Origin of the sequence: Alteromonas sp. MMG017 (assembly GCF_018100795.1) — a bacterium.
Taxonomy (GTDB): domain Bacteria; phylum Pseudomonadota; class Gammaproteobacteria; order Enterobacterales; family Alteromonadaceae; genus Alteromonas.
The window spans coordinates 59,827-79,610 of sequence record NZ_JAGJDY010000013.1; the positions used below are offsets into that span (position 1 = coordinate 59,827).

At 43.3% G+C, this 19,784-nt stretch carries 15 protein-coding genes; all 15 read right to left on the reverse strand.

Annotation, left to right across the window (positions count from 1 at the left end; all coding sequences use genetic code 11):
* Nucleotides 1-134: 134 nt before the first annotated feature.
* Nucleotides 135-2,453, reverse strand: coding sequence for an MMPL family transporter (locus J8L84_RS17910; protein ID WP_211071884.1), 2,319 nt, complete (start codon nucleotides 2,451-2,453; stop codon nucleotides 135-137).
* Nucleotides 2,454-2,468: 15 nt separating this feature from the next.
* Nucleotides 2,469-3,515, reverse strand: a complete 1,047-nt coding sequence (locus J8L84_RS17915) for a YCF48-related protein (RefSeq protein WP_063457058.1) — start codon at nucleotides 3,513-3,515, stop codon at nucleotides 2,469-2,471.
* 78 nt (nucleotides 3,516-3,593) lie between these two features.
* Nucleotides 3,594-4,961 carry a DUF1329 domain-containing protein gene (locus J8L84_RS17920; protein ID WP_211071885.1) on the reverse strand — a complete coding sequence of 456 codons (1,368 nt, stop codon included), beginning with the start codon at nucleotides 4,959-4,961 and terminating at the stop codon, nucleotides 3,594-3,596.
* Between the two features lie 12 nt (nucleotides 4,962-4,973).
* Entirely contained in the window at nucleotides 4,974-7,037 is a 2,064-nt protein-coding gene (locus tag J8L84_RS17925; protein WP_211071886.1) for a DUF1302 domain-containing protein, read from the reverse strand.
* Between the two features lie 256 nt (nucleotides 7,038-7,293).
* A complete protein-coding gene (locus J8L84_RS17930; RefSeq protein ID WP_211071887.1) occupies nucleotides 7,294-7,536 on the reverse strand; it encodes a DUF2835 family protein in 243 nt (80 codons plus the stop codon).
* The gene (gene pepN, locus J8L84_RS17935) at nucleotides 7,514-10,162 is read right to left on the reverse strand and encodes an aminopeptidase N (RefSeq protein WP_211071888.1); all 2,649 of its coding nucleotides are present in this window, start codon (nucleotides 10,160-10,162) and stop codon (nucleotides 7,514-7,516) included. The genes J8L84_RS17930 and pepN overlap by 23 nt, the downstream gene beginning before the upstream one ends.
* Before the next feature lie 33 nt (nucleotides 10,163-10,195).
* Complete coding sequence (nhaC, locus tag J8L84_RS17940; RefSeq protein WP_211071889.1) at nucleotides 10,196-11,677, reverse strand: Na+/H+ antiporter NhaC; 1,482 nt, start codon at nucleotides 11,675-11,677, stop codon at nucleotides 10,196-10,198.
* A gap of 23 nt (nucleotides 11,678-11,700) precedes the next feature.
* A complete protein-coding gene (locus tag J8L84_RS17945) occupies nucleotides 11,701-13,035 on the reverse strand; it encodes a sodium-dependent transporter (protein ID WP_211071890.1) in 1,335 nt (444 codons plus the stop codon).
* A gap of 87 nt (nucleotides 13,036-13,122) precedes the next feature.
* Nucleotides 13,123-15,162, reverse strand: coding sequence for a carboxy terminal-processing peptidase (gene prc / locus J8L84_RS17950; protein WP_211071891.1), 2,040 nt, complete (start codon nucleotides 15,160-15,162; stop codon nucleotides 13,123-13,125).
* Nucleotides 15,163-15,164: 2 nt separating this feature from the next.
* Nucleotides 15,165-15,836 carry an RNA chaperone ProQ gene (gene proQ / locus J8L84_RS17955; protein ID WP_211071917.1) on the reverse strand — a complete coding sequence of 224 codons (672 nt, stop codon included), beginning with the start codon at nucleotides 15,834-15,836 and terminating at the stop codon, nucleotides 15,165-15,167.
* Nucleotides 15,837-15,853: 17 nt separating this feature from the next.
* Nucleotides 15,854-16,144 carry a hypothetical protein gene (locus J8L84_RS17960; protein WP_013784069.1) on the reverse strand — a complete coding sequence of 97 codons (291 nt, stop codon included), beginning with the start codon at nucleotides 16,142-16,144 and terminating at the stop codon, nucleotides 15,854-15,856.
* The gene (locus J8L84_RS17965; protein ID WP_211071892.1) at nucleotides 16,141-16,602 is read right to left on the reverse strand and encodes a GAF domain-containing protein; all 462 of its coding nucleotides are present in this window, start codon (nucleotides 16,600-16,602) and stop codon (nucleotides 16,141-16,143) included. Before J8L84_RS17965 ends, J8L84_RS17960 begins: the two co-directional genes overlap by 4 nt.
* Before the next feature lie 12 nt (nucleotides 16,603-16,614).
* Nucleotides 16,615-17,367 carry an SIMPL domain-containing protein gene (locus J8L84_RS17970; protein ID WP_211071893.1) on the reverse strand — a complete coding sequence of 251 codons (753 nt, stop codon included), beginning with the start codon at nucleotides 17,365-17,367 and terminating at the stop codon, nucleotides 16,615-16,617.
* A 249-nt stretch (nucleotides 17,368-17,616) separates the two neighbouring features.
* The gene (locus tag J8L84_RS17975) at nucleotides 17,617-18,738 is read right to left on the reverse strand and encodes an alanine--glyoxylate aminotransferase family protein (protein ID WP_211071894.1); all 1,122 of its coding nucleotides are present in this window, start codon (nucleotides 18,736-18,738) and stop codon (nucleotides 17,617-17,619) included.
* A 521-nt stretch (nucleotides 18,739-19,259) separates the two neighbouring features.
* Entirely contained in the window at nucleotides 19,260-19,778 is a 519-nt protein-coding gene (locus tag J8L84_RS17980) for a gamma carbonic anhydrase family protein (RefSeq protein ID WP_211071895.1), read from the reverse strand.
* Between the last annotated feature and the right edge of the window lie 6 nt (nucleotides 19,779-19,784).

A 19,784-nucleotide genomic window follows, 5' to 3' on the forward strand; every position in this document is an offset into this window, starting at 1 on the left:
GGCTATTTTCGCTAAAACTGAGAGGTATTAAAAGCCCCTTTTTAACCTTATATTAACAGCATAGATAACTATGCAAAAAACGCCTATAAAAAAGGGCCTTACGGCCCTTTTTTATGATTAGCTATGCAAAAATATTATGCACCGGGGTCGTTTCGATTCCACCACAAGAATCTAGCCAGTGCTGGAAGTACGATAATTGCACCTAACATATTCACCACGAACATAAAGGTCAACAAAATACCCATATCCATTTGGAACTTAAGTGAGGAGAATACCCAAGTGCTCACACCTATTGCCAAGGTAATACCAGTAAATAATACCGCACTACCACGCTCTTTTAGCGCAGCCAAGTAAGCTTCTTGTACCGTCGCTCCTTGTTTAAGCATAAGGCTCTTCGTCGATAAGATATAAATACCATAGTCAACACCGATACCCACACCTAGCGCAATAACTGGCAAGGTTGATACCGTAAGACCAATTTGCAGATACGTCATTAGCGCTTGTGCTAAAACAGATACAACATACAGCGGAATAACTACCACTAAGGTTGCACGTATAGAACGGAAGCTAATTAAGCATAGGGCGATAACGGCACCAAAGACGTAAACCATCATTGGATCTTGTGCAGCCTCTACCGCTTCGTTCGTCGCCGCCATAACCCCTACTGGGCCTGACGCAAGACTAAACGACATATCATCAGTCTCATACTCAGTACGGAAGTCTTTCACTGCATCTACCACTCGAGAAATGGTTTCTGCCTTGTGATCTTCCATAAACAGAATAATCGGCATGACGGAACAATCACCATTTAATAGGCCAGACGAAGTAGGCACACGAGAAATAGCTTGTACTAAGGTTTGTTGGTTACGAGGTAGAACCTGCCATTTAACATTACCTTCGTTATAACCCGCATTCACTATCTTAGCTACAGATGCTAACGATACAGCCGATTGCACCCCTGGAACGTTCTCCATTTTCCACTGGAAATCATCCATTGCTTTCATGACGCTGTGAGACGTACAAGCTTCAGGTGTGGTTTCCACCAAAATAGAAATGTAATCCACTGTGACTTCATACTTGTCGGTAATCAAGAAGGTATCTTGGTTATAACGTGAAGACTCATGAAGCGCTGGTGCGCCGGCATGCAAATCACCTATCTTCATGTTTTGTGCTTGGTAGTGCCCAAAACCGAATAATATGGCGGTAACGATTAAAATAACGGCTGCTGGCTTTTTACGTGAACACGCAGAAATAATTGCCCAAAAGCGGGAGTTACTATTTTCTTTACCTGCAAACTTGTCTACGTACTTCTTATCAAGTTTTAAGAAGCTCATGAGTACTGGCAACAGCATTAGGTTGGTGAGGATAATAACCGCAACACCCATACTTGCTGTAATCGCTAGCTCACGAATAATACCTATATCGATAACCAATAAGGTCATGAAACCGACGGTATCAGAAAGTAAGGCTATGCCCCCTGGTATCAACAAGCTTCTAAACGCCGCCATAGACGCACGTTTTGCACCTATTCCTGTTACCGCACGTTTTTCTACCGCGTTAATCATTTGCACGCCATGACTTACACCAATAGCGAAAACTAAGAACGGCACTAGGATGGACATAGGATCCATTCCAAAACCTAACGAAGTCAGTAGACCTAACTGCCAGATAACGGCAATAACAGAACACAGTAACGGCAATATAGTAAGCATGATACTGCGAGAGAAGAAGTACACCATGATGGCTGTTATCGCGATAGCAATAGCGAAAAACAACAATACGTCTTTCGCTCCATCGGCCACATCACCAATCATCTTGGCAAAGCCGATAATATGAATAGAAATATTTTCGTTTTCATACTCGCCGCGAAGTTGCTCTTCAAGCTCAGCGGCTAACGCAAGTGTATTTAACGGTTCACCCGTTTGTGGGTCGATATCCAGTAACTGTGCTGTCACCATGGCACAGCTATAGTCGCTGGCTACCTGACGACCAACAATATTGGCTTTTTCAATATTCGCAGCCACTAAGTCTAACGCAGCTGGGTTTGCTGAATTGAAGTCCGCTGGAATAACCGGCCCGCCAGCAAATCCGCCCTCAACAATTTCAGTAAAGCGGGTAGAAGGAGAAAACAGTGAAATAACGAGAGAACGGTTCACACCATTTATGAAAAATAATTGGTCGTGTACGTTCTTTAACGTATCAAAAAAGTTTTGATTGAATATATTGTCGTTCTTATCACAAACAGAAACTAAGATATTGTTCGCACCACCGAAATCTTGGCGATGTTCAATATAGGTTTTCATGTACTCATGATTAAGCGGAATATTTTTTTCAAAACCAGCATCAAGTCGCATTTGCGATGCTTGAAAGCCTAAAAATACAGTTGCGATAGCAAAAAGGGCTACCACCAATTTACGGTTAGAGAAAACAAGATGTTCAATGAAATGGGTCATAAAAGCGAAACCACCCTACTTTGTATTTAGCGTTTTTATACCATTCGCGGTAACAGCTATGGTGTGGCCATTAAAGCTAACGGCATTTAACATGGCAGCTTTATCTTCAACCTGTGTAACTGTAATACCTTTTGCAGGTTCGCAGTTTGCAGGGTTTGCGTATGGATCGTGATCACTGACGGGAAGCGGACGAGTGGCTGACACCATCATACCGTTGTTACCCATGGCAACCACCGTGTCGTTATCGGACAGTAAAATTGAATTTAACGTACTGGTTGAACAAGAATTTACGTATTCCCATTCACCTTGGTCACGCAAAACAAAAATATTTCCGCGAAGGCCTACAGCCAGTAGCGTTGATTCATCAAGCGCTCTAATATCGAAAAATGAGCCTGTGTAATCAACTTCAAAACGTTCCCAGTTTTTCCCCATATCGTCGCTGCTAGCTAATAAACCCGCTTCTCCAGCAAGGTATAGCTTTTCGCCATCGCGTGTTACACGATTTAAATGAGGTAAAATAGATTCTAATTCTTGCTGATAAAACGCTTCGTCTTCTTCTCTGACGCTTTCCAAATATTCACGATCGTATGGGTCTAGTAAACTAGCATGACGCTCAGTTTCCCAACTTTTCCCGCCATCAGTGGTACGGTAGAAAAGGCCATAAGCGCCAGCAGCAATGCCGTGACTTTCATCAAAGAATAGTACATCTAAAAATGGACGTTGAAGCTCGGGCTGAACATTCTGGATTTCCCAGCTTTGGCCCTTGTCTGAGGAGTGAATGATGGTGGCATCATGGCCTACCGCCCAAATATTATCGCCCACTACCGTCGTTGCAGTGAGTGTCGCTTGGGTGGGTACGGCAACTTGATTAAAAGCCGTTCCATCTTCTGAAATAAGAATATGACCGCGTTCTCCGACAACAACGACAAATTTATCAGCGTCAATATCTAGCAAAACTGACTGTTCAACTAAGGGTGCAATATAGGCATCTTCTGCTGAAGCAGTTACGGAGTAATTTGCTGCGAGTGCTGCAGTTATGCACGCTGCAATGGTTTTTTTCATGATTAACCATTCTCCCTAAAATTTAATTGTCTGAAAACAAAAACGGTTGGCACTGCCAACCGTCTTAACACAAAACGCTTAGCGTTTACCTTCTCGTCGTAACGCCTGAGGCGTAAACTCTACGTCTCTTGGACGAATAGAGAAGTCATACATGGCTTCTTCATTATCAAGACCGATGGCCAAGTAACGGCGAGAGTTTAAGTCGTAATAGGCATCTAGGGTTGACCACTGTGTAGGTACTTCATAGTAGTTCACTCCATAAGCTACACCAACACGGTACAACTCGCCACGATTATCATACATATCAGCAACTTGAATTTGCCAGCTGTCTTCATCGATGAAGAATACGCGTTTTTGATAAATGTGACGGAAGCCTTCTTTCAACGTGGCTTCAACCACCCAAACACGGTGCTTTTCCCAACGCGTTAAATCAGGGTTAACGTGGTTAGCATGAAGAATCTCATCGTAACTTACGTTATCTGAATGCAGTGCATAGTTGTTATAGGCTACAAACATCTCTTGTTTACCAACAAGTTTCCAGTTGTAACGGTTAGGAGAACCGTTGAACATATCGAAGTCATCGGTAGTACGCAGACCATCTGCCGCAGTTCCTGGCGTGTCGTAAGCAATGTTAGGTGCTAAACGTACACGGCGCTGACCTGTGTTATAGGTCCAGGCTTTACGTGGCTCTTTAACTTGGTCTACGGTTTCGTGTACTAGCAAAGCAGTACCTGCCAAACGTGCTGGCTTAGTCACTTTTTGCTTGAACATGAACAAGATATTTTCTTCAGTTAGCTTTTCAGGTGTAGCACCCTCTTCAGCATACTTAATCATTAATTGTTCATCAAAACCGATAACGTTGTAGTCACCAGATGTTGTAACCGCAGCTTGCCCACCGTTACGTTCTACCGCAGCACCGCGATAACGTAAGATATGGTTCCAAATCGCTTCCATACCTGTTTGAGGCATTGGGAAAGGAACACCTAATACAGCGCCTTTTATGCCGTTTCCGTCATCCAGTAATTCTGCGCTAGTCGCATTAACCTTAGTCGCATCATAAATTGCTTGCGGGTTAGATGCTGAACGACGGGTCTGATATACCGGCATGCGGTAAGTATCAGGGTACGCTTCGAACAACTTTTTCTGACCTTCAGAAAGGAAATCAGCATATTCTTTATAGTTCGATGCCGTTATCTCAAATAACACCTTATCTTCTGGAAAAGGGTTCGGATGGTGATCGCCTACAGAATAACCTTCAGGTGCTGATGTGATACCGCCTGTCCATGCTGGAATACTTCCATCAGCATTCGCAGCTTGTATAGCACCCATTGGGGTTAATTCACCGCCTAGTTTTTTGGCATCTTCTTCAGAAACCTTAGCGTGAACACTTGCACCAGTTAGAGCCATTGAAAGCGCTGTTGCAATAATTCCTATTTTTCTAATCATATACATCACTCTTTAGATTGAATACTTGATGTTAAACGAAATAAAATCTCTGTCTGACAATGCGTTAGTGGTACCAACGCCGCCCCAGAATGCACTATAAGAGGCTGTTGCTGACCACTTGCTTAAGTAGTCGAACGTTAATGCCAGTGCCGCAGATTTAACATCTTCGGTGAAAACATAGAGAGGATCTGGTGTTGTACCCTCTACATCATGAGAGAACGTAGCACGAGCTCGAAGGTTTACGCCGGCCATAATGTCGTTCCAATCAGCCACCGCCAATAATCGATAACCCCAAGCATCATCAGTAGCAAATGGGTTAGTTTCTGGACCATCGGAAAGACCAATGTGTAGACCTTCACGATTATTGCCGCTTGCTGTAGGTTCAAGCGACGGTGTACGTGCTGTACCTGGTGCATTTAAGCGAATAACGTTTGGATCTGGCATATCAACAATATTGACATAACCTAGTTCACCTAATAGTACGAAGTTATCCGCACCAAACTTAGGACCGTAAACGTGAGAAGCCGTTAACTGCATTTGCCATGTGTCTGAAAACAAGAAACCTTCCGCAGTTTCGCCTGGCCCAACATCTCTGCCAATGTTTCCTAACTGAGAAATACCGTCTAAATCTGGACGAAGACCCGCGTTAGCAAGTTGCTGGGGCATACCCATATAGAGTAGCTCAACATCGTCAATTTGCAGCGGTTCATCAACACGGTAAGCAAATTCACCGGCTAAAGCGGTTGTGCCAACGTTAGTATTGAAGCTTACGCCATACAATTTAATATCTTCTGGATAATAGAACTCAGATTGGGTGAATGCACCCAGTTCAGTAATGTTATCGCGGGTTACTTCATTGGTTGCAATGAAGGCTAAATCCGATGCAATACCTTCTGAAGTAAAGTCAGAAGTTACACCTGAGATAAGTGGACGTTGGCTATGGTAGTTAATGTGGTAGAAACTGATTTCAGATTCATTCAACGCTTCAGCGAACCAAGTTACACGTAAACCGTATTGACCCTGGTCGTCGGCATCTCTATGCGCTTCGTCAGAATAGCCACGAATAGCCACTTTGGTTGGGTACGCTAAGTATGCAGAAGCAATATCTGCAGAATTACCGCCGGCACGTAACATATCGCCATAGCCGTTAAGTGCAGTTAACAAATGGTCTAAATCGATATCAGGGTTACCACTGAAACCTAACTGGACGTTTTGACGCTGACCGCCCTCGCCCGCAAAGTCGTTACCAGCAAAGTAACTTCCAGAAACAGGCAACCAACTGCGTTCCCATTCATATTGATAGTAACCCGACACACTTAATGTATCGCTTAGTCCTAATGAGGCATAAACCATACCCACTGGAATAAATACTTCTTTAAGTTCAGCACCTGGTGCACGAGCACGGGTAACGTCTACTGGGTTTGTGGTATTGATACCGTGTTGGATGAAAGTACTTTCACCCCAACTGATAACTTGACGACCTACACGAAGGGTTAACGGCTTATCGCCAATCCACCAATCGCCATAGAAGAAGGCATCATAAAGACGCACGTCGGTACATAATAAATCTTCTGCTTCTGGATCTTGGCAGTGATCGTATTGAACACCGGTGATGGCATTTGAATTAGGACGGTCACCATCCATTTGTTCAAAGTCGTAAAACCAGAAACCACGTGCGAAGAAACCGAAATCGCCAAAATTAATATCTAACTCATGGTTTCCTGAAATTTGTGTTGCAAATGCATCACCTGGATCGTGAGATAAATTTCCTAAGTCGCCATTGGTTGAATAACCGCCGTCAGCTAACGCCCAAACGTCGCTACTAGGATAAAGTGGATTGAATGCAGCGTGGTAACCTGACCAATCAAACTGTGCATGATTACTATTTCCGATAAGATCGTAATCTCTAGACTCAGTACGAATACTGGTAGCCACTGTGAATGTAGAATCAAGAGAAATGCTAACATCACCTACTTGCCAATTAGCGGCATTAGCAGGAAGTGCGGCAGCACCCAAGAGGGTTAGCACACCTACAGCAACAGGTGACATCTTAAAAGCGCGAGGCTTATTTATCATATTTTTATACTCCCTAGTCGACGCACAAGGCTGCGTGACATCGTGATCAACCATAACGATTAACAAAATGATTACATCATTTTGCCACTTTCGCAAGAAGTAATCGTACCAGTTAACAAAATTTACAACATTAATCGTATCAAATAGTTATTGCTTTGTGGGGACTATAAAAGCAACTTATCCGAAAGGTGTAAGTAATTGGCGGGATCGTAAAAATATACGCACAAAAAGCAACCAAAGGTAAAGGTTGAGGGCTTTAGCGTAACCGTTCGAAGGCTTTAATTTTGTTATTGACGTCTACAATCATGCGAAAACGCCCCACAACACCTTGGGAGGTAATAAACTGTTTTATTCTGGTAGAGGGAACTTGCACGCTAGTGCCATTTTCCGCCACCATAACGACGGTAGGCACAGCACCAGAGTACAGTGCCTCACATTGAATGTAAGGCACATTGACTGAGAAGTAATAAACGGTATCAGTGGCTTGAATGGTTGTCATACGCCAAACTTTTACTCACTTTTTCAAACACATCTTTACTTAAGCCCTTATGATTTAACAATCGACCTAACTGTGCTTTCATCAATGCCTGATGGGGTTCTGCAAACCCTTGCCATTGGATCAGTGGAGTCACAATTCGTGCTGCAACTTGAGGGTTAAGGGCATCTAGCTTGATAAGGTAATCGGTAACAAACTTATACCCTTCCCCATCTAAGTTATGGAAACGTTCGCTGTTATAGAAAGCGAAACTGCCAATAAGTGAACGAACACGATTAGGATTACCCATACTAAATTGAGGATGCTCGCTTAACATAGTGATAGTAGCGAGTATATCTTCACGAGGTTGAGTTGCGTGCAAGGCAAACCATTTATCTAGCACTAACGGATCGTGACGCCATTTTTCTTCAAACTTAGCCATTAAACTTTCAAAGGCTTCTGTGGGTAGTGATTGCGCTGCTTTAAGGGCACCTAGGGTGTCGGTCATATTGTCGGTCATATCGAACTGCGATATCACCAAGTCTTGATGCTGAGGTAATCGAGCCAAATGAGACAACAATACATTTTTGCAGCGGCGAGCATTAACGGCATCTTGCTGGTAACTATAGGCCCGTGTGGCTATACCGTTAAACGCATTTAGAAGTACTACTTCCAACTGGGTAGAAAACTGACGACAAAACGCTTTTCGTGCATCGATGAGTGGTTGCACACTAATATCGCTTCGAGACTGACACAAGGTTTCAAATGAAGGTATTACTAAGCATTCACTTAAAAGCTCAATATTGTCGATTTCGCTGTCTATTGCAGCGCGAATACCCGCCCATATACCACTGTCTATTGTAGCAGTTGGGTTTTCATACAACTCACTGATACAGCGGTTATATAAAGTCTGCATGGCATCCCAACGATTAAATGCATCTTGCGAGTGGGCAAATATAGTAAGTAATGAAGCGGTGTCTAGCTCATTATGTACTTTTACTGGGGCAGAAAAGTTACCAAGTAGTACTGGGGTTAGTTTCTTCGCATCACAGGTGATAGTAATCGTGACTTCAGGTGCATCGACGATGAGTAAGTCGTTCTGAATAATACCACTATCATCACGGTATCGATTACCGTCTTCATCGATAACCTCAAAACCTACAGGAATATACAAAGGAAGCTTTTCGCTTTGATCTGCTGTACTAGGCGTATTTTGCGTTACGGTGAAGGTATGTACATAACCCGTTTCATTGCTGGTAACGTTGTGAGCAAGGGATACTTGCGGTGTACCAGATTGACTATACCAGCGAGAAAACTGCGTAAGATCTAACTCGGTAGCTGATTGCATGGCAGAAACAAAATCATCGCACGTGACTGCTTGGCCATCATGACGACGGAAATATTCGTCCATTCCTTTCCTAAAACCTTCCGGCCCTAAAAGAGTATGGAACATGCGAATTACTTCTGCGCCTTTATCGTATACCGTCACCGTATAAAAGTTATTCATCTCAATAACTTCTTCAGGGCGAATAGGATGGCTCATTGCACTGGCATCTTCTGCAAACTGGTGCTCGCGCATCACACGTACATGCTTAATACGGTTACTTAGCGGCGATGTCATGTCAGCACTGAATTGCTGATCGCGAAACACCGTTAGCCCTTCTTTCAAACTAAGCTGGAACCAGTCTCTGCACGTTACGCGGTTTCCAGTCCAGTTGTGGAAGTATTCGTGAGCGATAACAGCTTCTACATTAAAGAAATCATCATCGGTTGCAGAATCTTGGTCGGCCAGAACAAACTTGCTGTTAAATACATTCAGGCCTTTGTTTTCCATTGCGCCCATATTAAAGAAGTCGACCGCCACAATCATGTATATATCGAGGTCGTATTCCAACCCGAACACGTCTTCATCCCATTTCATGGCACGCTTTAGTGACGCTAAGGCAAATGTACCCTGAGATTTCTTACCTTTGTCGACATATAACTCTAGCGCAACTTCTTTACCGCTGGTGGTGGTATAAGTGTCGGTTAATAAATCGAAGTCGCCTGCCACCAATGCAAATAAATAACAGGGTTTAGGGTGAGGATCGTGCCACGTAACAAAGTGCGTGCCATCAGGGTTTTCACCACGTTCTACCGGGTTACCATTTGATAACAGCATGGGGAACGATTTATCCCCTATGACTTTCACCGTATAGACGGACAATACATCGGGTCTGTCTGGGAAAAAGGTAATGCGCCTAAAACCTTCTGCTTCACATTGCGTACAGTAAGCACCGCCCGAAAGGTACAAGCCTTCTAGTGCTTTGTTGTGTTCTGGGTCGATGTGGTTTTCAATTTCTAATTCAAAATCATCGGCATCTACATTTAGCGTTAACGTTTCATCATCTAAGGTGTAATCACTAAAAGGTGTACCGTTAATATGAACAGAAACAAGTGACAGCTTATTCCCATCTAAGATGAGGGGCTGTTTTTTGTTTCCGTCATTTTTTTCTGTGTCTTTAACCGTATCTTTAGTAAGCGAGCGCTTAACGCTAAGTTTACTCTTTACCACAGTTTTTGTGGGATGTAATGAAATAGTCAGGTCGACTAACGGGATAGAAAAAGCGGGCGGAAGATAATCCGCCCGACGTTTAGCTGTAACTGACATAGAGTCTCCTAAAACAGAAATTCTACGCAACTATTATTGGTTTGCTTCGCCAGGTTGCTTTGCATAATCTGGAGGTGTTAGGCGAAGAATTTTAATTCCTAAGTAGGCGTAGATAATAGCAAGAATTGGGTTTATTACGTTAAAGAACGCATAGAAAACATAGTCGAATGGGTTTACCAACAGCACACTGTGCATATAGGCACCACACGTGTTCCAAGGAATAAGTGGCGATGTTAAGGTTCCGCCATCTTCAAGGCTTCTAGATAGATTTAGTTGGTGCAAACCACGCTTTTCATACTCTTCTTTGTACATGCGCCCTGGCATCACAATAGAGATGTACTGATCGGCCGTTACCAGGTTGGTCGCGAAACACGTAAGAATAGTTCTGCTTACCATATCACCGGCCGACTTAGCGCCTAACAAAATAGCGGATACTGCACGTTTTAATAGCCCTACTCTCTCAAGTACCGCGCCAAACGACATAGCGCAAATAATTAACCATATCGTATTGAGCATAGAAGACATACCGCCACGTGAAAGCAAGCTATTCAAGTTTTCATCAGGGGTTGAGAAACTTACGCCGTCAAACAAGGCCGTCCAAACCACTTTTAATGCACCAATGCTGGCACTGTCGTCAGGGCTTGCCATGCTAGCAACTACATCACTTTGAAATAACACTGCCCATACTGCACCTAATAATGCGCCAATAGACACAGCAGGAAACGCAGGCACTTTCTTAACCGCAAGGGTTAGCAATACAACAAGGGGGACTAATAAATACCAGCTTAAATCGAAAGACTCATTTAACAATAACTGCATTTGTTCGATGCGATCTGCTTTAGCATCACCGCTTTCGCTAAAGCCCAATATTACAAACAAAATAAGCGCTAGAATAAAGCTAGGTACGGTAGTCCAAAGCATGTAGCGAATATGTTCAAATAAATCGGTACCTGCCACGGCGGGTGCTAAGTTTGTGGTTTCAGAAAGCGGAGAAATTTTATCGCCGAAATAAGCACCTGACACAACAGCACCGGCGGTAATTGCAGCAGACATATCCATACCTGCAGCCACGCCCATCAGTGCAACCCCCACTGTAGCGGCGGTAGTCCAAGAACTTCCAATGCTCATAGCAACCACGGCGCAAATTAAGCAGGCGGCAGCATAAAAGAATGAAGGGTTCAATAGCTCTAGACCAAAATAAATAAGCGTAGGAACTGTACCGGCTAACATCCACGTACCAATAAGCGAACCTACGGCCAATAGAATTAAGCACGCACCAAGCGACATTGAGATTCCATCAACAATGCCTTTTTCGATGGTTTTCCAGCTATAACCGTTTTTCATGCCAATAATGGCGGCAAGACCCATTGCCAGTAATAAGGCAATTTGGTTAGGCCCATACGATGAATTATCGGCAAATAAATAAACCGCACTACCCATCATAAGTACAAGGGCTACGATGGGAATAAGCGCGTCAAATAATGAAGGTTCTTTTAATTCTTTAGTCGTTGTCATTTTTATTATTCTTAAGCCTTAAATCAAAAAACTGAGCGGTAAAACATTAGCGCAATAATAACCGGGCAAACAAAGCGTACATACCAAGGCCAAATCTTCCAAAACAAACTTTGCTCTGCGTTTGCATCGCCTTCTTTAAGCTCTGCTAGTATGGCATCTCTGCGCCACACCCAACCGGCAAATATACATAGCGCTAAGCCAAGTAGTGGTTGACTGTACTCAGTGGTAAGGGCAATAACGAACCCAAACAGTGCATTAAAATTAAGAATAATAATGCAACTAAGTACAAAGATAATGGCTGCCATTGTCACTACCGCCTTTTTGCGCACCAAGCCTCTGCTTTCCACCATGTATGCTACAGGTACTTCAAGCATTGATATTGAAGAGGTAACGGCGGCTATCGCCATTAACGCAAAGAACGTGAATGCAACAAACACACCTACCCCGCCAATTGTATCAAACAAGGCCGGCAACACTTTGAAAATAAGCGAATCACCTTGAATTAAGGCCCCCTCTGGCGTAAAGATTTCTACACCATTATGCAGTGCCACATACATGGCTGGAATAATCAGCATACCGGCAATAACGGCTACACCAATATCAACTAACGCAACGGAAGCACCAATGGTGGGCAAATTTTCTTTTTTGCTTAGGTATGAACCGTAAACAAGCATGGTACCCACACCTAATGACATTGAGAAAAAGGCTTGGCCCATGGCATCAATTAATAAGTCGGGGTCGAGGATGCGCGTGAAGTCTGGAACTAAGTACGCGCTCCAACCATCAGAAGCTCCCGGCTGTAAGCTGACATAAATGATCAAGGCTAGGATAAGAAGTACCAGTGTGGGCATTAACCTAACCGACCACTTTTCAATACCTGCCTTAACACCACCCACAACAATAAAAGCAGTTAACGCCATGAAAATAAAACAAAAAATAATGTTACGCGTAACCGATGAGGTTAACAACCAATCACTTGCAGACTGTAACCCCACCATATTGACGGCAGAATCAGCGAAATAAACAAGCATCCAACCGCCCACGATGGCGTAAAACGCCAAGATAAGTGAGACTGTTATACATCCCCAAATACCGGTTGCACGACCAATAAAATTGCCAGAAATATTGCCTAGCGCATCCACCATGTTAGAACGAGAACTTCGTCCAATGATGAGTTCAGCCATGAGAACGGGGTATGCAAGAACAAACGCGAGAAGTAAGTAAACAAGAACAAAAGCAGCGCCGCCATTCGTTGCTACTTTGGTGGGGAACCCCCAAATATTACCGAGTCCAACTGCTGAACCCGCTGCTGCGAGCACGAACCCGATTCGAGAAGAAAACTCGCCTCTGATAGCCATGTGATTTCCCTTTATTTATTATTGTTGTATAGGTATATCAGACACAAAAAAAGGGCTGGCCACTGACCAGCCCTCTGTCATCAACCTTTAATGTGTTATTGCGTATCTGCCGGTTTCTATCATATCAAAAGTAATGTTGGCAGCTTCATCTAAGAACGGATCTAACTCTTCCATATCTTCAGGTAGGTCATCAAGTGTTTTGACTAATTCTTTACCCATACGCTGTAAACGTTCATTGGCTCTTTCGAGTGCTTTTTCTTCAGCTTCTTTTTTATCTGACTCACGTTCAGATTTTACCAATGATATAAAGTTCTTATCTTTGTTTTCTTTGTACTCAACAATATCGTCGTGAATATAAGAAAATTCAGGGTCTTGCATAATACGTTTATTATGTTTCGCCGTTAATACGTCAAGTGCAGCTTGGCCGTCAGCAAATGTAGTGTAATTTGCGCGGTTAATACTGTCCCAAGGTAATGCGTTATCCTGTTGGCTTTCACCCCAGTCAGCAGGTTCAATTGCTGAAGGATAAAGAATATCAGGCACTACCCCTTTGTGCTGCGTACTTCCACCGTCAATACGATAGAACTTAGCGATGGTGAATTGCACGCTACCTAATGGGTTGTCGTACAAGTCATAAATTTTACCTAAACCACGGTGTTGTTGTACGGTGCCTTTACCGAAAGTTTGTTCACCAATAATGAGTGCGCGGTTATAATCTTGCATTGCAGCGGCGAAAATCTCTGACGCCGACGCACTGTAACGGTCTACTAAAACCGTTAACGGGCCATCGTAAGATACTTTTCCGTCGGTATCGCGATTGACGCTAACTTTAGTTTGCCCATAACGAATTTGTACCACAGGCCCTTTTTCAATGAAAAGACCGGTAAGCAAAGTCGCTTCTGTTAAAGAACCACCACCATTGCCGCGCAAATCTACAATGATACCTTTAACGTTTTGTGCTTTAAGGCTGTTTATTTCCTTTTCAACATCGGCGTGTAGGTTGTTGTAGAAGCTAGGAATAGTAATAACACCTAAAGGCTGATTTGCATGGGGTCCAGTTTCAGGCGTGTAAACCTCAGACTGTGCAGCTCGGTCTTCAAGCTTAATTTTGTCGCGAGTAAGGCTAACTACAGACATGGTTTTCGCATCTGTCGCGCCTTTTTGAACTTGCAAGCGTACCGCACTGCCTTTTGGCCCTTTGATAAGCTCTACAACTTCATCTAAACGCCAGCCGACGACATCAACAAACTCTTCATCTTCTTGAGCCACACCAACAATTTTATCTTCAGGCTTTAACGCCCCAGATTCATCGGCAGGACCGCCTGGCACTACGCTTTTAATTACAGTGTAATCTTCTTCGCTTTGAAGTACTGCACCAATACCTTCAAATTCCAAATTCATTTCCATTTGGAATCGGTCAGCGTTGCGCGGTGAAAGATAACTCGTGTGAGCTTCGATGGTACGCGCAAATGCATTCATAGCAATTTGAAATACATCTTCGCTTTTGGTTTGTTTAGTTCGCTTGATAGAGCGTGTGTAGCGTTTCTCAAGAAGTTCTTTTGCTTCTTCCCACGTTTTATCAGCAAGAATAAGATTTAATGCGTCGTACTTAACACGTTGACGCCAAATCTCATCTAATTCATCTTTGCTTGTAGGCCATTCGGCTTCTTCGCGATCGTAATAAAACTTGTCATCGGCTTTTTCAAAATCAAAAGGCCCTTTCTCTAACGCAGCTAACGCAAACTCGTAGCGCTCGATACGACGCTGCGCACTCACATTGTACATGTTGTAAGCAACAGAAAGGTTACCCTTGCTCAACGCATCATCAAAAGCATTTCGATATTTTTCGAAACCCACCACATCAGACAATAAAAGGACTTGCTTGTTGTGATCTAAAGATTCAATGAAGCGCTGATAGATTCGTGCCGATAACACATCATCCAACGAAATTTCTTTATAGTGAGCGCGGGTAAATAACGCACTAACGCGTTTTGCAGCAACACTATGCTGTGTCTCTTGTTGAAGAACGGGAAGCTCTTCAACATCTGGGGTTGTGGTGACTGCACCAGCGCCTACCCCAACGGTAAGAAATGCACTAGCAATGGAAATTCGAAGGATATCTTTCATATTTACGACCTCTTGGAGCGTGCCAAACGTAAAGCATCTGCATTTACTTTTACCACCATACCTGAGTCTAACTGAACATGAATACCGTCTTTGGCAATTTCGGTGATAACGGCTGGCATAGGTGTTTTACCTAATTTAACCGTTACGTTCGTACCTTGTTGCATATCGGCATCAGTCAATTTAGCCGGTGGTGTCTTAGTTGGTCTCTGAATTTTCGGTTTAGTTCCCTGCTGGCCTTCTTTGTTGCTGCCTGCAGGCGCCGAACCAGTAGATTTCGGACGAGCAAATTGACGTTTTTCTTTCTTTTGAGGCTGCTGAGCTTGCTTAGCTTTGCGCTTTTCGGCGGCTTTCGCTTTGCTCTCTTCTAGCTGCTTCTGTGCATGATCGGCATGCTCTTTCTCAATAGTTTCCCCTTCAACACCATCTAAGTCGACACGGTTTGCGCCTTCTTTGATACTGTAGAGGTAGCGCCAGCTGTTTGTATAGTGGCGAAGTGTAGAGCGGAGTAATGTTTTACTCACTCGTTCTTCGCTTTCTAAACGCTGGGCTAAATCTTGAAAGATGCCAATCTTAAGTGGTAGGGCTTCGCCTTCAATACTAAAGCATTTAGGGAAGGTCTCGGAAAGGAAAGCGATAACTTCCTTACTGCTAGTAAACTTTTCTGGTGATTCCATTAAACTTTCTAAATTATTCAAGAGATTTCTTCATTACTCTCATCATCCCAAGTTGCCAGCGCGTGGTCAACCCAATCGAGTAATTCGTCATCATCAATTTCTAATAAATGTTTATCTTGTTGCCAAGACTCCCAACCGTGTTGCAATAATTGTTCAAGCCGATGGGTTTCAATATCTTCATCGGCTCTATCATAAATTGCGTGAAGTACGAAATTTAATCGTTCTGACGCTTCATCAGGGTCATCATGATTGTCTTCCATATCTTCATAAGTAGATAGTACTACATGGATGTCAACGTTGTATTTCATAACGATTGCTGAGATTCAATAAGTATATCGGCTATTTTACACAACCCAAGCTCATCTTGCTCGTCGAAACGAGAAAATTCTGGGCTGTCGATATCTAAAACACCAATTAGTTCGTCATTTACCACAAGAGGAATGACGATTTCGGAGTTTGAAGCGGCGTCGCAGGCAATGTGGCCAGAGAAGGCATGAACATCTGCAATGCGCTGTACTGTGCGGGTTTCAGCGGCAGTACCACACACACCCTTCCCCATAGGAATACGGATGCAAGCGGGTTGTCCTTGGAAAGGCCCCAACACTAACTGCGCTTCTTTATAAAAATAAAAACCAGCCCAATTTACCTTATCGAGATGGTTAAAAAGTAGTGCACTGATGTTCGCCATGTTGGCAATGACATCGTGCTCACCAGCAACCAGGCTTTTCGCCTGGCTTATTAACTGGGCGTATTGTTCTTCTTTCAAACGGTTACCCTGCTATTGAATAATAGTAAAACTAACGTTTATACGTGCTTCAACGGTTTCTTGCCCTGGTAAAGAAACAGACATTTCTTTGGCAAACGCGTCTGCGCGCATAACTGGAACGGGCATATTGCCACCAGATTCAGAGATTGCAACTACTTCGCCCACTTCAACGCCTAATTCCTTCGCTAAAAGTGCTGCTCGCGCCTTCGCGTCTTTCACAGCTGCGACTAAAGCTGTTTGGTATGCATTGGTTTGCGTTGTACTCACAAACGAAAATTGTTGAATACGATCGACACCGCGTCCTAGTACACCGTCCAGCACTTTATCATAGTTTTCAATATTGGAATCAGTCACTGATATTTCGCGACTTAACGTAAACCCTTCTTGCACTCGGCCGTTAGGACTGTTCACGTATCGTGGTGTTAGACGAACCTGCATAGATTGAATGTTGTTACGTTCAATACCCTGCTCTAGCAAAAAGCTAACAACAGATCGTAAATCCGACGCAAGGGTAGTATTAAGCTTTCCAACGGTTTCGCCTTGTTCTTCAATAACAAAGGTAACTGAGTATGCATTTGGCGTAACTGACATTGCGCCTGTGCCTTGAACATGAATAAGCTGTTGTTGCTGTTGCGCCATTGATGCCGTACTTAGCATTGTGGCGACGATACCCGTTAATAATACTATCGGTGATAAGCGCTTGCGTGCGTTCTTGCGTACGTCAATACGTTTTAAAGGCGCCGCTAGTTTATTGATTGAATTCATTCAAAACTCCGTGTTCATTATCATTAATTCAGGCAAATCATAAGTAACGGTAAGTGAACCTATTATGAACCGCAACTAAATCATTCATAAAACAGGCGATTTAACAGATACGTGAGTTTTAATAAAAAGCGTTAAATTTTTTTTGCTTTAGACGGCAAATGAATGGCGGAAATCAAGGGCAGAAATAAAAAGTGGGCTCGATGGCCCACTTTTGGTGTTTTGAATGCTTGAATACCAAATTTCAGTCTATTATTTCAATACTTTTTGTAAGGAGGTGAGGCAATGGTCGATATTGCGAGGTTTGCAGGCATAGCCCATTAATCCAATTCGCCATACCTTGCCTGCGAATTCACCTAAACCCGCACCAATTTCTAAATTAAAATCGTTGAGTAATCTTGAGCGAACTTCAGCGTCATTAACACCGTCTGGAATATTGACTACATTAAGTTGAGGTAGACGATATTCGGCATCTACGGCAAGCGAGAGACCTAAGCCTTCTAGTCCAGCCACCAGCTCGTTATGACCAGTTTGATGACGTTGCCATGCGTTTTCTAAGCCTTCTTCTTTTAAAATAAGTAAGGCTTCGTAAAATGCATACATACTGTTTACTGGTGCGGTATGGTGATAAGCGCGCTTAGCCCCTTTCCCCCAATAGCCAACAATTAAATTCATGTCTAAAAACCAGCTTTGTACTTTAGTTTTGCGGTTTTGAATAACATGCACTGCCCGGTCACTAAACGATACTGGTGAAATGCCCGGCACGCAGCTTAAACATTTTTGAGAGCCAGAATAAATGGCATCAATGCCCCATCCATCTACGTCTAGCTCCATACCGCCTAGAGAGGTTACGGCATCTACTATCGATAAACAGTCGTACTGTTTTCCAAGTTCACATAAACGTTTTGCATCGTTTCTCACGCCGGTTGACGTTTCTGCATGTACAAAAGCAAGCACTTTGATATCGGCATCTTTTTTAAGTGCATCTTCTACCGCGTTTAAATCGGTTTGCTTACCCCAATCGTTTTTAATCACGATGGCTTGACCACCGCATCTTTCAACATTTTCCACCATACGGTTGCCGAACACGCCATTAATACATACCAGCACTTTATCGCCGGGCTCAACAAGGTTAACAAAACAAGCTTCCATCCCCGCAGAACCTGGGGCAGAAATAGGCATTGTTAATGCATTTTCAGTTTTAAATGCGTATTGAAGAAGCTGTTTGGTGGCATCCATAAGCTCGATAAATAGCGGGTCTAAATGACCAACAGTCGGTCTGGCAATCGCATTGAGAATACGAGGGTTTACGTCTGAAGGACCAGGCCCCATTAACGTGCGCTCAGGCGGAAGAAAAGTAGAGTGCGTTTGCATATCAGTCCTTAACAATAATAGTAACAATAGCGTATCTGCATTCTTACAATCTTAACGGCTAGGTACAACAGCTTGTTATGAACATAACTGATATGAATGGAAACGTCTTGCGCCATAACTAGGCCTACCTTGAGCAAGATGTGGATAACCCGTGCGTATCATGAGGATAAAGAGGAATTGAAAAATTTCAAAAACTCCGACCAGTATGAAGCCTATGATTATTCAAAGGTTATTATCATTTTATTTGGATTAGGGGTTCTGTAAAATAAAATTCACAATGTTTAGTTTATAAAATAAACAAATATGGACTATAGTTAATGTCCGTCTGAAAGAATTTGCATGCACTTCTCCCTTGCAATAGTTAGCGCACGGCTCAGCAATGAGCCATTCCCCTATGCCCAGAACCTATGTTCTGGGCATTTTTTATGAAAAATACAAAATTTTTCTGCTGCAGAGCGCTAAAATTAAGGGGAGATAAAGAGGAATAATAGGCACATAATAATTTGGCTTGCGCGTGCTGCTTAAACCTCAGAAAGGTGCTTATTATAATGCGTTGCATTGTGCGCATAATGCGCAGCAGATGCTTGAAGCTTTTCCTCTACACTACTATCAAGCTGCTTTACCACTTTGCCTAGCGAGCCCACCACTAAGCTGTAGTCTGGAATTTCCATATTTTCGGTAATTAACGCATTTGCGCCAATAATGCAGTACTTCCCAATTTTTGCGCCGTTTAACACCACGGCATTAATCCCAATTAGAGAGTAATCACCTACCGTGCAGCCATGCAACATAACTTTATGGCCCACGGTTACGCCTTTACCTAACGTAAGAGGAATACCGGAGTCGGTATGGAGCACACTACCGTCTTGTACGTTAGTAAGCTCTCCTACCGTAATCGCGTCCATATCTCCGCGAATAACCACATTGAACCATACACTGCTATGGGGCTTTAATATCACGTTGCCTATAACATGTGCGCCGGGGGCAACATAACTGGTGCTATCACACTTAGGCCTTAACGTATCCAGTGAGTATTGCATAAGCGT